Origin of the sequence: Rhodanobacter glycinis (genome assembly GCF_006438785.1) — a bacterium.
Classification (GTDB): Bacteria; Pseudomonadota; Gammaproteobacteria; order Xanthomonadales; family Rhodanobacteraceae; genus Rhodanobacter; species Rhodanobacter glycinis_A.
On sequence record NZ_RCZB01000002.1, the window covers coordinates 13549 to 27440 of the forward strand.

At 65.1% G+C, this 13892-nt stretch carries 8 protein-coding genes; 2 read left to right on the top strand and 6 right to left on the bottom strand.

What is annotated here, in order from left to right:
- Window positions 1-3: 3 nt before the first annotated feature.
- Together lipA and EAH75_RS08250 are read left to right on the top strand one after the other, a co-directional pair.
- Window positions 4-1014: a lipoyl synthase gene (gene lipA / locus EAH75_RS08245; protein ID WP_140805090.1), complete on the top strand. Its 1011-nt coding sequence runs from the start codon at window positions 4-6 to the stop codon at window positions 1012-1014.
- An 8-nt stretch (window positions 1015-1022) separates the two neighbouring features.
- Window positions 1023-3269 carry a carboxy terminal-processing peptidase gene (locus tag EAH75_RS08250; protein ID WP_140805092.1) on the top strand — a complete coding sequence of 749 codons (2247 nt, stop codon included), beginning with the start codon at window positions 1023-1025 and terminating at the stop codon, window positions 3267-3269.
- A gap of 87 nt (window positions 3270-3356) precedes the next feature.
- On the opposite strand, the gene EAH75_RS08255 is transcribed toward EAH75_RS08250, so the two are convergent.
- The 6 genes from EAH75_RS08255 to EAH75_RS08280 form a co-directional block, all read right to left on the bottom strand.
- Window positions 3357-5099 (bottom strand): M1 family metallopeptidase, encoded by a 1743-nt coding sequence (locus tag EAH75_RS08255; RefSeq protein ID WP_140805094.1) that lies wholly within the window; start codon window positions 5097-5099, stop codon window positions 3357-3359.
- A 102-nt stretch (window positions 5100-5201) separates the two neighbouring features.
- Window positions 5202-7064 carry a tetratricopeptide repeat-containing sulfotransferase family protein gene (locus EAH75_RS08260; protein WP_140805096.1) on the bottom strand — a complete coding sequence of 621 codons (1863 nt, stop codon included), beginning with the start codon at window positions 7062-7064 and terminating at the stop codon, window positions 5202-5204.
- A 111-nt stretch (window positions 7065-7175) separates the two neighbouring features.
- Complete coding sequence (locus EAH75_RS08265; protein ID WP_140805098.1) at window positions 7176-10040, bottom strand: TonB-dependent receptor domain-containing protein; 2865 nt, start codon at window positions 10038-10040, stop codon at window positions 7176-7178.
- A gap of 201 nt (window positions 10041-10241) precedes the next feature.
- Window positions 10242-11600, bottom strand: coding sequence for an aspartyl/asparaginyl beta-hydroxylase domain-containing protein (locus tag EAH75_RS08270; RefSeq protein ID WP_140805100.1), 1359 nt, complete (start codon window positions 11598-11600; stop codon window positions 10242-10244).
- A 103-nt stretch (window positions 11601-11703) separates the two neighbouring features.
- Complete coding sequence (locus tag EAH75_RS08275; protein ID WP_140805102.1) at window positions 11704-13083, bottom strand: leucyl aminopeptidase family protein; 1380 nt, start codon at window positions 13081-13083, stop codon at window positions 11704-11706.
- Window positions 13084-13170: 87 nt separating this feature from the next.
- A complete protein-coding gene (locus tag EAH75_RS08280; RefSeq protein ID WP_140805104.1) occupies window positions 13171-13881 on the bottom strand; it encodes an HAD family hydrolase in 711 nt (236 codons plus the stop codon).
- Window positions 13882-13892 lie beyond the last annotated feature (11 nt).

Consider the following 13892-nt stretch of genomic DNA (forward strand, 5'->3'; position numbering starts at 1 on the left):
TACATGAGCGAAATCTCCACCTCTTCCCCCAAGATCATCCCGATCACCGTCGTCAGCGGTGCGCCTGCGGGTGAAAAGCAGGTCGGCAACGACAAGATCGCGCTGAATCGTGCCGGCTTCGACACCGCCGTACCGACCCTGCGCAAGCCGTCGTGGATCCGCGTGCGCCTGCCCCAGGGCAACGCCGTGGCGCAGCTGAAGGCGCGCCTGCGCGAGAACGCGCTGGTCACCGTGTGCGAAGAGGCGTCGTGCCCGAACATCCACGAATGCTTCAGCAAGGGCACCGCCACCTTCATGATCCTCGGCGAGGTATGCACGCGCCGCTGCTCGTTCTGCGACGTGGCGCATGGCCGCCCGGTCGCGCCCGATCCGCTGGAGCCGGCGCGGCTGGCCGAGACGATCCGCGACATGCGCCTGAAGTACGTGGTGATCACCTCGGTCGACCGCGACGATCTGCGCGACGGCGGTGCCGAGCATTTCGCGGCGTGCATCCGCGCCACGCGCCACGCCAGTCCGAACATCAAGATCGAGATCCTCACGCCCGACTTCCGCGGCAAGGGCCGCATGGAACGCGCGCTGGAAGTACTCCAGGATTTCCCGCCGGACGTGTTCAACCACAACCTGGAAACCGTGCCGCACCTCTATCGCGAGGTGCGTCCGGGCGCCGACTACCAGTGGTCGCTGGACCTGCTCAAGCGCTTCAAGGCGCAGCATCCGGGCGTGCCGACCAAGTCCGGCATCATGCTGGGCCTGGGCGAAACCTGGGATCAGGTGATCGAGACGCTGGGTGATTTACGCGCCCATGACGTCGAGATGATCACTATCGGCCAGTATCTGCAGCCCACGCCGCACCACCACCCGGTGGTGCGCTACTGGACTCCCGAAGAATTCGAGGCGCTGCGCGAAGCCGGTGAGGCGATGGGTTTCCATCACGTCGCTTCCGGTCCGCTGGTGCGTTCGTCCTATCACGCCGACCTGCAGGCCCATGCAGCCGGTGTCACCGAGTCAGCCTGAGAACCTTCATGAAATTTCGCCCTGCGCTGGTCCTGTTGCTTGCCCTCACCGCGACCTGTGCGCTTGCGCAGTCGGCAGCCGATCTCGGTGCCGGCACCGGTCGCAAGGCGGCCAGCTGGCCGCTCACGTCCACGCCCAGCGAGGCGCAGGCCGCGCAACTGTCGGCGCGCTTCCTGACCCGCTTCCACTACGACGCGCAGCCGCTCGACGACGCGATGTCGGCGCGTATCTACAAGGCCTACTTCAAGCTGCTCGACGGCGAGAAGGTGTTCTTCACCCAGGCCGAGATGGCCAAGTTCGCGCCACTGCAGACCAAGCTTGACGACGCGATCTGGAACCAGGATCTGTCTGCGCCGTTCTCGGTGTTCAACCTCTACGTGCAGCGCGCCGTCGAACGCATGACCTATGCACGCGGGCTGCTCAAGCAGGGCTTCGATTTCTCCGCCGACGAAAGCTACACGTTCGATCGCGAGCACGCCGACTGGCCCAAGGACCAGGCCGAGCTGGACGACCTGTGGCGCAAGCGCACCATGAACGACTGGCTGCGCCTGAAGCTGGCCGGCAAGCCCGACGCCGAGATCCGCAAGACGCTGGACAAGCGCTATGCCGGCTACATCGAGCGGGTCAAGCAGCTCGATGGCGAGGACGCGTTCCAGACCTTCATGACCGCCTACGCCGAAACCACCGACCCGCATACCGATTACCTCGGGCCGCGCGCCGCGCAGAATTTCGACATCGCGATGAAGCTGTCGCTGGAGGGTATCGGCGCGGTGCTGCAGGCACGCGATGACTACACCCAGATCCGCGAGCTGGTGCCGGCCGGCCCGGCGATCAAGTCCGGCAAGATCCAGGTCGGCGATCGCATCGTCGGTGTCGGTCAGGGCGACAGCGGCCCGATCACCGACGTGATCGGCTGGCGCCTGGACGACGTGGTCAACCTGATCCGTGGCAAGAAGGACACCACCGTGCGGCTGGAGGTGCTGCCCGGCGATACCGGCCTGGACGGCAAGCACGAGATCGTCACCCTGGTGCGCAAGAAGGTCAGCATCGAGGAACAGGCGGCGAAGAAGAAGATCGTCGATATCAAGGATGGTGATGTCACCCGCAAGATCGGCGTGATCGAACTGCCCACGTTCTATTCCGACTTCGGCGCGCGCAGCGCTGGCGACAAGGACTTCAAGAGCGCCACGCGCGACGTCGCCAAGCTGCTGGGTGAGCTCAAGACCGCCGGCGTGCAGGGCGTGGTGGTGGATCTGCGCAACAACGGCGGCGGCTCACTGGCCGAGGCGAACTCGCTGACCGGGCTGTTCATCGACAAGGGCCCGGTAGTGCAGGTGCGCGACTCCAAGGGCCAGGTCGAGGAGCAGGGCGACGACGACGCGGGCATGGCCTGGAGCGGCCCGCTGGCGGTGCTGGTCAATCGCGGTACGGCGTCGGCCTCGGAAATCTTTTCGGCGGCGATCCAGGATTACCACCGTGGCCTGATCGTCGGTGAGCCCACCTTCGGCAAGGGCACCGTGCAGAACCTGGTCGATCTGGACCGTTTCTCGCAGAGCGACAGCGAGCAGCCGCAGCTCGGCGAGCTGAAGATGACCATCCAGGAATTCTTCCGCATCAACGGCGGCTCCACTCAGCTGAAGGGTGTGACGCCGGACATCGCGTTCCCGAAGAATGGCGATGACAAGGACTTCGGCGAATCGACCTACGACAACGCGCTGAAGTGGACCCAGATTGCACCGGCCGACTACCAGCCGGTGGCCAACCTCAATGCCTACCTGCCACAGTTGCTGCAGCTGCATGGCGACCGGGTGGCGAAGTCGCCGGCGTGGAAGCTGATGCTCGATGAGCTGGCGCAGTACAAGACGATGCGCGACAAAACCGCGATCTCGCTGAACCTCGCCACGCGCGAGGTCGAGCGCAAGCAGCAGGACGCGATCCAGTCCGACTTCCGCGCGCGGCATAAAGCCATCGACGGCTCCGATGCCACGCTGGGTGACGAGCAGAGCACCCTCGACGACGGGCTCAACGCGAACGAGCGCAGCCTCAAGAGCGAGCTGAAGCAGGAGAAGGAAGCGAAGAAGGCGAAGGATGTGCAGCTCAATGAAACCGCGCACATCCTGTTCGACGCGATCGGCATGATCAAGGCCGATCCGAAGCTGGCCAGCGAGGTGCTGCCGTATGGTGGAAAATTCGCCAGCACGGCGGCGGTGACGCCGAAGGCCGACAGTACTGCGGTGCGGCCAGCCCAGCCCTGATCCCGGTCTGCTGCAAGAGGTCATAAAAAAAACCGGCGCCAGGCGCCGGTTTTTTTTATGGGGTGAGCGGGACGACCGGCAGGCGGCCTACTGCGTGGCGCGCTTGCCCTGTTTCTGCTCGCGCTGCTGTTTCATCCACTGCTGGTAGGCATCGATGTGAGGCAGTTCGCGCAGCAGCTTTGAATGCGGGTCGACGATCAGCAAGCTGCCGCTCGGCACCTTCAGCTGGCCTTCGCCGTGCGTCATTGGCAAGGCATGCAGCGCATCGCCCACCTGCACTTCCACCGGCATCGGAAACGGCTTGCCGTGTTCGGTGACCCAATGCAGCGTGAGCATGTCGCCGTCGTGCTGCACATCCAGACGTGGCAGCGCGGCATCGTGCAGGTAGACGGCGAAGAACCAGCGCAGGTCGCGTCCGGTCACCTTGTCGACGATGTCGATGTAGTCGTTCGTGCTCGCGTAACGCGGGCTGAAATTGCCCGGCTTCGGATCCGGCCGGCCATACACCAGCAGCCGGATGCTCTCGAAGAAGTCCTTGTCGCCGATCAGCTGGCGCAGTGAATGCAGCATCACGGCGCCCTTGTTGTAGATGTCCTGACCGGGGCCGGCCGTCTCGTCATAGACCTGTTCTTCGGTCTTGCTGCTGCCGGAAACGATCGGATGGTGATTGCGCAAGATCAGGCGCAGGGCACGCAGCCAGCTGAAGTAATCCATGTCGCCATTGAGGTACTGGCTGTAGAGCGGCTGCATGTACGTGCCGAAACTCTCGTGCAGCCACATGTCGTCCCAATCGGCATTGGTGACCTGGTTGCCGAACCACTCATGCGCAAACTCATGCTGCAGCAGTTGATCGAATCCATACCCGTTGAGGCGGTAGTTGTTGCCATAGGCATTGATGGTCTGGTGCTCCATGCCCAGGTGCGGGGTTTCCACCACGCCCATCTTCTCGTCGCCAAAGGGGTAGGGGCCGATCTCCTGCTCGAAGAAATCCAGCATGCGCGGAAATCCCGCAAACAGCTCCTTCGCCTGGGCCTCGTGCCCGCGCACGTACCAGAACTGCATCGGGATGGTGTTGCCGTAGCGGCTGGCGTAGTTGCCCTTCAAGACATCGAAGGGGCCGACGTTGATCGAGATCGCATAGGTATCCGGATGCTTGGCGCGCCAGTGGTAGGTGTGCTGGCCGCCCTCATCGGTGATGCCCACCAGCACGCCGTTGCCGGGTGCGGCCAGCGCCTTCGGCACGGTGATGAACGTATCGACCAGGTCGGGCTCGCCCTGCGGCTGGTCGATGCACGGCCAGAACAGGTCGCAGCCCTCACCCTCGACCGCGCTGGCCACCCACGGCTGGCCGTCGGCGGTGTGGCTCCACACGAAGCCGCCGTCCCACGGCGCCTTCTTCGCCACGTGCGGTTTGCCGCCGTAGCGAATGGTCGTGTGCACCTTGCCGCCTGCGGCGAGCGGCATCGGCAACTGGATACGCAAGCGGCCGTCCGGATTGCTCCATGCGCCGGGGGCGAGCGTTTGGCCGTCCAGATCGATACCGCTGATCGGCAGGTTGCGGTCCAGATCCAGCAGCAGCACATCGGTGACGGACTTGGCAGTGAAGCTCAGCGTGGCGGTGCCGTCGATGCGCTGGTTCGGCGCGTCGACCGTGAAGTGCAGTTCGGCATGATCGAAATGCACGCGTGCCTGCTCGGCCGGCATCACGCCGCCGGAGTTCAGCGTCTGCGCGATCAGGGCCGGTTGGCTGGTTCGGGCGATCGGTACGCCGGTGCATGCCGCAAGGCCAAGGGCCACGCTGAGGGCTAGAACGTGCAGGCGATGGTGCATGGGATGCTCCGGGGGATGATCCGGCAGGATGCAATGTTTCACCGCGTGGCGACAACGCCAGAAGTCATGCAACGTTGTCGCAGGAGCACCGCTGGACCTTTCCTATTCGGTGTAGCCGAGGCGATCGATCCACGGTCGCAGCACCGGCAGCACGGGCTCCAGCTGTTCGCGATAGTTCTGCCAGCGACCGACCGCCTTGCGGTGAACGCCTTCGGTGACTTGCGCATAGCTGGGTGTGCTGATGAAACGCTTGTCCCGTGCGTGTTCGGCGAAGCGTGCCATGGGCGACGCGTCGGCGGTCTCGAGGAACTGCCCCAGGCGCGCGACCTGGTCGTCGAACTGGCTGACCACGGATTCGTAGCGCCACTCCAGCACGTGCGGGGCGAACGCGTCGACATCGCGATACCACTGCTCGAAGGCGCTTGCATAGCCCTGAGCCAGGCGCTGCAGCGACGAACACAGCACCATGAAGGCCGGTGAGCGGAACGGCTGCATGCTGCAACTGAGCAGCACATCACAGGGGTGGCGCAGGCACAGGATGATGCGCGCATGCGGAAACAGCCGCATGATCATCGGCAGGCACAGCATGTTGAGCGGATTCTTGTCCACCAGACGACGCTCGCCGAGGTCGGGCAGCACCTCGCCGACCATGCGCCGATAGACACCGCGCAGTTGATCGGCGTCCTGCTGCGTCAGGTTTGCCAGGTCGGCAGGATAGTGCTGGCCAACCAGCTCCATGCTTTCGATCAGGTCATGGATGTACGCACGCTCATCCATGGACCGGAAGTCCGGATGGGCATCGAGCATCTGTTCCAGCAAGGTGGTGCCGGAACGGGGAAAGCCGACCACGAAGACCGGGCTCTGCCGGCTGTCGGGTGATGACAGCGGCTTCCAGTCGGCATGGGTGCCGTACTCGAAGTTGCTGCCGGTCACCTGCAGCGGTCGGCTGTCGGTTGCCAGCAGTTCCGGCACCACGTTCCGGGCGATGTCGAGTTGTGTGGCATGCGCCTTCTGCAGGGCCTGCCACGCCTCGGGATACTGTCCTTGCCGGTCACGGGCGGAAGCCAGGCCAAAAGCGGCGCTAGCCTGGCTTTCGTCGTCGATGGTGCAGGCGAGCACGCGCCGGTAGAGCGCCTCGGCCTCGGCATAGGCACCCCTGCGCATCGCCATGGCCGCGTGCGCGCGCCAGCCATCGGCGCGCGCCTGTTCTGCATCCGCTGGCAGGGCGTCGAGTGCCTCCGGCGGCAACTGCTGCAGTTCGTTTTGCGCGGCGCCGATCTGGTTGTTTCTTTCGTACAGCAAGACGCGCTGCGCGGCGATGCGCAGACGCATGACCCTGGCTGCCGGTTCGGCGGGAAATTGTGCGTGCGCCAGCGTGCGCAGCGCTGCATCCAGATCACCCTGGACAGACAGCATGGCGGACAGCACCAGGGCTTGCTCGGCCGGTTGCGCGGGCCAGTCGACGGCGCCGCTCAGCATGGTTTCCTGATGGGTGTTGTCGCCGCAGACGTAGCAGGCATACGCTGCCTGCAGCCGGGCTTCGATGAAATGCGGAGCCAGATGCACCGCATCCAGCAAGCTCTGCCTGGCCAGCAGCCAGTGCCGTTGCTGCGTGTAGAGCAAGCCGAGGTTGTAGTGCAGCTCGGCGTCGTCCGGCGCCAGCGACAGCGCCGTCAGCAGGGCCTGCTCTGAGGCCGGCAGGTCGCCCGCCTGCCGGCAGGCGACCGCCAGGTTGTTCCAATACGCTGAAACGTCCGGCCGCATCTGCGCCAGCCGGCGGAACGTCGCCGCGGCCTGCGGGTGGCGACCGGTGGCCTGTTGCGCCAGGCCAAGCAGCACCAGCACGTCTTCGTCTTCCGCATCGGCCGGCGCGGCCCGCGCGGCGAGGGCAATGACCCGCTCCGCCTGACCGGTGTTCCAGGCGTCGGCCATGGTTTTGGCCAGTTCCGCGGTCGTAGTGGACATGGTTCTCCATCCATCGTCTTCCGAATCTCATTATGCAAGAGGGCCGCGAACGTGTTCGCGGCCCTCTTGCATGCTCCGGAGTTTCCGGATGTCGCCTACCTGGTCACGATGTCAGAACTTGATCGTCGCCCGCGCCCAGTAATAGCGGCCGAGCACGTCGTACGTGGCGGTATCCACGTTGTAGTTCGAACCGTTCTGGTAGACCAGCGGTGGCAGTTTGTTGCTGAGGTTGTCCACGCCGACATCGAAGCGGGTGTGGATCGATGGCACCGCATAGCCCAGCTGGATCGAGTGGTAGATCACCGAAGCCATCGGGATGTTCACGCCGCTGATGGCGGCGTCGGCGTTGAGCGCGGTCAGCTTGTTGATGTAGCGCGACTGCCACTGGGCGTTCCAGTTGCCCTTGTCCCAATTGAGCGTGACCGTGCCGCGCCAGCGCGAGATGTTGCCGAATTGCGGGCTCAGGGTGCCGGCGTAGTTGATCGTCTTTGCGCCCGGCTGGCCGGGTGTTGCGTCGTTCTTGTATGTCGACGTGTAGCTGGTGCTGAGACCGGCCCGGAAGTTTCCGGGATCGAAGCTGCCCAGGTCGAAATGCGGGATCTTGTAGCGCAGCGTGTAGTCGATGCCGGTGGTACTCAGGTTGCCCAGGTTGACCACCGGGGTATTGATCAGGAACACCTGGCCCGGCGTCCTGCTGGTGTTGTCCTGGCGATGGATGAACGAGCAATACGGACTGCTGCTGTTGTTGAAACAGGAGTTGACCACGGTATCGGCCTGGATCGCCGTCAGTGTGTCGGACAGGTAGATGTGCCAGAAGTCGACGCTGGTGGACAAGCCGGGCAGCCAGTCCGGGTCGTAGACCAGTCCGAGATCGATGGACTTGCCCTTTTCGGGCTTCAGCTTCGCACCTACCGTGGTGGCGCCGGAGTAGAACGTATTGACCTGTGCAGGCGAGTTGCCGGCCCAGTTCACGGGAACGAACTGGCAGGCTACCGGATGCGCCGCCAGCTCGGCCGCCGTGCGTCCGACGCAGGGGTCGTTCAAGTTGGGCTGGACCAGCGTGCGGCCATCGTAGAGTTCATTGAGGTTGGGCGCGCGGAACACCTGGGAGACCGTGCCGCGCACCAGCAGATCGGCGGTGGGACGCCACTCGATCGCGATCTTGCCGTTGGTGGTCGTGCCGGTGGTGCTGTAGTTGGACGTGCGGATGCCGAGGTCGAGGTTCAGCGAGTGGGCCCATGGCTGCTCGGAGAGCAATGGAATGAGTGTTTCGGCATACAGCTCCTTGACGTCGAAGCTGCCGCGCCCGGGCGAACCGCAGGCTTCCTGCAGAATCTGGCAGGTGGTGGTCACCGGATCGAGCACGGCGAACGAGCTCACGGTGTAGTTCATGGACTGCTTGCGATACAAGGCGCCGGCGGACAACTGCATCGTGCCGGCGGGCAAGTCCCACAGCTCGCCGCTGGCATCGAACTGACCCTGCTTGGTCGACTGGGTAAAGATGTAGACCGGCGTTTTCACGCCACCCCTCAACTGCGCGCCGACACTCGGGTCGGCCTGGTTGAAGATGTTCGCGCCGCCGTCGACGGCTGCCTGCAGCGCCGGTATGTCCACCTCGTTGGTGTCGCGCTGGTCGCGTTTGGTATGGCTGTAGTTGACCGATGCATCCCAGATCCAGCTGCTGTCCTGGCCGAAATTGCCGCGCAGCCCCGTGTTGATCTGGCCGGTGTTGGTGGTGTAACTGTGCACGCGTGTGCCGGCGCCGGTGAGGCGGGTCTGGAAGTTGTAGCCACTGTTCGGATCGCCGGGGACGGGATTCTGGCTGAACGTGACGCCAAACGGATTGATCGGATTGTTGGAGGAGATGATCAGGCCGTCGCCGGTCCCGACCGGTGAAGGAGCGTCCTGGCCGCTGGATACCGTGTGGTTGTAGAACGCATCGACGAACGCGGTGAGGTTGTCGGTGAGGTTGTAACTGCCGAGGATAAAACCGTTGGTGCGCTTCTGTGCGGTCTGGATGTAGTTGAGCGCAGCGTAGTTGTAGGTATCCGAGGCGAGACGGCAGCGGTAGTCACCGAGGGCCGATCCATCACCCTGCGCCAGGGTCACATTGGCGGTGCCGCTCGAATTGATCGGGCAGCCGTACTGGCTGGCGATCGATGCGGGCAGCTGGATCCTGCCGGTCGGGATCGAGCTGGAGCCGGCCGCCACGACAGAGCCGCTCGACAGGTACAGCTGCTGCTTGGAGAACTTGCGCCTTTTGCCGAGCACCGCGTCGTACTTGTTGTAATCGAGGCCGCCGGCAATGCTGTAATTCTCACCCGTGCTGCCCGCGGTCAGATTGAATCCGCGGCGCTGGGCGTCGCCATGGCTGGAGATGCCATCGTTCAAGCTGAACTGGGCACCCTTGAAGTCCTTGCGCAGGATGAAATTGACGACGCCACCGATGGCGTCGGAGCCGTACACGGTGGAAGCCCCCTCGGCCAGCACGTCGACCCGCTCGATCATCTCCGGCGGGATCAGGTTGAGATCCGGGTTGGCCATGCGTTGGCCGTTGACCAGTACCAGCGTGCGGCTGATGCCCAGGCCGCGCAGCGAGACGCGCGACGCACCATCGCCGGCTTCCAGCAAGGGACTGGCCACGCCACCACCATTGCTGTTGTTCTGCGGATTGGTGGCATTGCCGGAGATGCTCGGCATCTGCTGCAGCACGTCGCCCAGCACGGGCTTGCCCGAGTTGGTGAGGGTGGCGCGATCCAGCGTCACTACCGGACTGGCCGTCTCGGCGTCCACACGCCGGATCAGCGAGCCGGTTACGACCACCGCCTGCAGGGTTTTGGCCTTGTTCTTGGATGGTGGCGTGGTCTGATCTGACGATGACGTATCCGCCTGCGGTACCTGCGCCTGGGCCACACCTGCTGCCGCGAAAATTCCTGCAGTCAATGCCAGGCGCACTGCCAGTGACAAGTGATTCATGCCGTATTTCATTGGATCTCCCCAGTGGATGGATGTTGTTATCCGTTCCCGGCTTTCGAGCGCGTCGAGTCCCCCCCGGGCACGCGTTGAGCCACGCGACGATGATCGCCTGCGTTGCCCAACAGCCAAAAGACTACTCCCAGAAATGGTCCAGCGCACAAGGCCCTGGTACGCAAGCCAGGCGGCCCGTCGGACCGTTGATCAGCCAGCCGGCGACCCGGAAGACTCTTCGGGCCGCGGTTGTGCCGGAGCCTCGCCCGACCGATTGAAGTCGCCGATGGCGGCGACCAGATCAGCCACCGCCGCCTGTTCGGCTTCACTGAGATCGGGATTCCAGCTGTCCATGATCAACACCACGCGGGTCTGGTCGCTGTGGTTCCACGCTTCGTGTTCGAACGTATCGTCGAAGGTGACACAACGGCCTTCCTTCCACACATGGGTTTCGCCACCGACGCGCAACGCGCAATCCGGCGGCACGATGAGCGGAAGATGCGTGACCAGGCGAGTATTGGTGACGCCGCGGTGCGGCAGGATATGCGTGCCTGGACGCAGCACCGAGTACAGCGTTTCCGGCGCGTGGTCGCGCACCCGAACCAGCGGCATGGAGTCGAGCAGCCCGATGGTGCGCGGGCAACGCGCACAGTGCGCGTCATGGCGCACACCGTGCCGATAGAAGAAGAAGGCATCCCATGCCGCCTCTTGTGTACCGGACGAACCCAGCAGGTGCGCCGCCACTGCCTCGGCTGAGTTGGTGCCCAGAAACGGCACGAGGTCATCCTGCCCGTTCGACAGCACCGCGCGCAGTTCCTCACGTATCACGTCAACGGCAGCCTCCAGCTGTGCCTGTGCCGGAAAGCGCTCGCGTGGGTAGAAGGTCTGGCTGGGGATGCCCGGAAAGTACAGGAATTCGGGCCGCTGTCGCGGATCTGGCAACGGTGCAGGTTGCTCATGCAGATAGATGGACAGGCACTGATCCACGCGAGACAGTTCCGATCGTCCGTAGCGTTGTCGCAGCGGCTCGATGATCGCATCGAACAGCTCGCGTCGACCGGCAGCGACGTATTGCGTGGCGTGTTTTACCGCGTCGCGTACGCCTGGCGCGGTGGTCGCGTCGCTGAGCCAGCGCCCGTGCGCTTGCGCAGCATTGATCGCGCCCAGATAAGCTGACATCGCTTCGCGCTGGCGTCCCTGCTGCTCGAACACCACGCCCAGGCGCAGACGCGCCACGAACATGCCGGGTGCGAGCTCCAGACCTTTGTGCAAGCTGTCGGCGGCGGCTTGCAGATCCCCGGCCAGCATCTGTGCCGAACCCAGCTGGTGCAGGATGGCCGCGTCCTGAGGGTGCGCGCGTTGCGCCGCAAGCAGCAACTCGATCGCGCGAGCCGTATATCCCCGACTGAGCTGGCGGGTGGCCAGAAACTGTAGCGCTTCGGCGTCATCGGGCTGGACTTCGAGCAGGCGCGAGAATGCCTGCTCGGCCAGCGCCATGTCGCCACGCTGCAATCCAGCAAGCGCCTGCTCGCGGCAGGTCGCGGGAGTAGCGTTTGGCGGGTTGTCCATCGGCAGATTCACTATTGAACGTACCGGGTGAGTATAGGAACGCGATCAGGCGATGAAGCAACCCGCGACTGCGTGTCGTGCGTTGGTGGCCGGGCCGACAAGGTCAGCGCATGTAGCGGTTTTGCAGAAACGCAAAGACGGCGCGCAAACCCATCGCTTCGCCACCGCGCGGCCGGCCTGGGCGATCGGCGTCGTTCCACGCGTAGGTGTCCAGGTGCAGCCATGGGATGGTGTCCGGCACGAAGCGTTCCAGATACAGCGCCGCGGTGATCGCGCCTGCGTGGCGCGACGAGCCGGCATTGGCGAAGTCGGCCAGGTACGAATCGAGCATGCGCCGGTACGGCCGCCACAACGGTAGCTGCCACAGCGGATCGTTGACCGTGCGACCGGCGGCCAGCACGGCGGCGGCGATTGCCGCGTCGTTGGCGAACAGCGCCGGCAGGTCGGGCCCCAGCGCCACGCGCGCGGCGCCGGTGAGGGTGGCGAAGTCGATGATCAGTTCGGGCTGCTGCTCGGCGCCGTAGGCCAGCGCGTCGCACAGCACCAGGCGGCCTTCGGCGTCGGTGTTGTCGATCTCCACGGCCAGCCCGGCGCGAGTGGTGATCACCTCGCCCGGACGCATCGCGTTGCCGGCCACCGCGTTCTCCACCGCCGGAATCAGAAGGGTCAGCCGCAGCGGCAAGTTCGCCTGCATGATCAGCCCGGCCAGCGCGATCGCATGCGCGGCGCCGCCCATGTCCTTCTTCATCCAGCGCATGCCGTCGGACGATTTCAGGTCGAGCCCGCCGGTATCGAAGCACACGCCCTTGCCGACCACCACCAGCTTCGGATCGCTGGCCTTGCCCCAGCTCAGCTCCACCAGTCGTGGCGCGCGATGACTGGCGCGACCTACGGCATGGATGGTCGGGAAGTTGGCCTTGAGCAGTTCGTCGCCGACCCACTCGCGCACTTTCGCCTTGTGCGTCTTGCCGAGCTGCTTGACCGATTCCGCCAGCTGCGCCGGGCCCATGTCCTCGGTCGGTGTATTGACCAGGTCGCGCACCTGCGCGGTGGCCTGCACCAGCGGCGCCAGCTGCTGCAGTTCGGCGGTGGTCACGGCGAGCCGGGCCGGCGCACGCTTCGGCTGGCGATAACGGCCGAACTGATATGCGCCCAGCGCCCAGCCCAGTGCCGCCAGCGTGGGATCGCTCAGCACACCTTCGGCGGCAAGGTGGTAGCTGGCCTCGGGCAGGGCGCACGGCAACGCCGCGAGTGCCGTCAGCGGATCGGCCGGATCGATCCCGACCAGCACGCGCACCAGCTTGCCGGCGGGATCGGACAACAGCGCGAAGGTGCCCGCTGCCGCCTCGAAACCGCTGTCGCTCAACCAGCGGCGCTGCGGCGCACTGAGCCGGCGTCGGGTCGCGGCGTAATGCGCGGCATCGGTGGTTTCGATGGCGATGCTGTGGCGGCCGCCGGGTTGGCGTTCGATCAGGGCGGACATGCGGATTCCTTCTGGCTTGCGTTGGCACGACGCGAGGTGTGCCATGGATGGCGAATCGCCAATGATGCGCGCAATGCCCGCCGCTGCCTATCGGCCCTCGGCAGCAGGAGCCTGTGCTTCGAGCCAGTCGGCCAGCGCAGTCATGTCGCGCAGATCCAGCTCCGGTGGCGGTCCCAGTTCGGCCGGCCAGGGCTGCGCATCGCGATTGATCCAGGCAGTGCGCAGACCGGCATCGCGCGCGCCGATCATGTCCATCGCCGGATCGTCGCCGACGTGCATGATCTGCTGCGGCGCCACGCCAAGCCGTTCGGCGGCGGCCAGAAAAATCCGCGGATCGGGCTTGGCCACGCCGCTGTCGCGGGCGCAGACGTGATGGGCGAAGTGCGCATGGATACCGATGCGCTGCAGGTCGGCGTTGCCGTTGGTCAGGCTGGCCAGCGGCCAGCGTGCGGTGATCCGCTGCAGTGCCGGCAGGCTGTCCGGGTACAGCTCCACGCGGTTGCGCGCGGCGAAGTAGATTTCCCACAACGCCTCGATCGGCGCGGCGGCGATGCCGCAGGCGGCAAACGCCTGCTGCAGGGTGAGCTGGCGCTGGGTGGTGAAGTCATGCGCCAGGTCGAGCCGCTCGGCGGCGACCCGTGCGCGCAGCTCGCGCATGGCCGCGATCGGCCAGGCGCGTGCGACATCGGGGTGATGCTGCTGCAACCAGGCGTCGACCGCCTGGTCGGCGCGTTCCAGCGCCGGCAGCACCGGCCACAGGGTGTCGTCCAGATCCAGCGTGAGTGCGAGTATCTGCACGCCAGCCGTGG

Excerpts from the sequence above, each read along its gene's own strand:
- lipA (WP_140805090.1), top strand. The coding sequence starts at position 4 with ATGAGCGAAATCTCCACCTCTTCCCCCAAGATCATCCCGATCACCGTC.
- EAH75_RS08250 (WP_140805092.1), top strand. The coding sequence starts at position 1,023 with ATGAAATTTCGCCCTGCGCTGGTCCTGTTGCTTGCCCTCACCGCGACC.
- EAH75_RS08255 (WP_140805094.1), bottom strand. The coding sequence starts at position 5,099 with ATGCACCATCGCCTGCACGTTCTAGCCCTCAGCGTGGCCCTTGGCCTT.
- EAH75_RS08260 (WP_140805096.1), bottom strand. The coding sequence starts at position 7,064 with ATGTCCACTACGACCGCGGAACTGGCCAAAACCATGGCCGACGCCTGG.
- EAH75_RS08265 (WP_140805098.1), bottom strand. The coding sequence starts at position 10,040 with ATGAATCACTTGTCACTGGCAGTGCGCCTGGCATTGACTGCAGGAATT.
- EAH75_RS08270 (WP_140805100.1), bottom strand. The coding sequence starts at position 11,600 with ATGGACAACCCGCCAAACGCTACTCCCGCGACCTGCCGCGAGCAGGCG.
- EAH75_RS08275 (WP_140805102.1), bottom strand. The coding sequence starts at position 13,083 with ATGTCCGCCCTGATCGAACGCCAACCCGGCGGCCGCCACAGCATCGCC.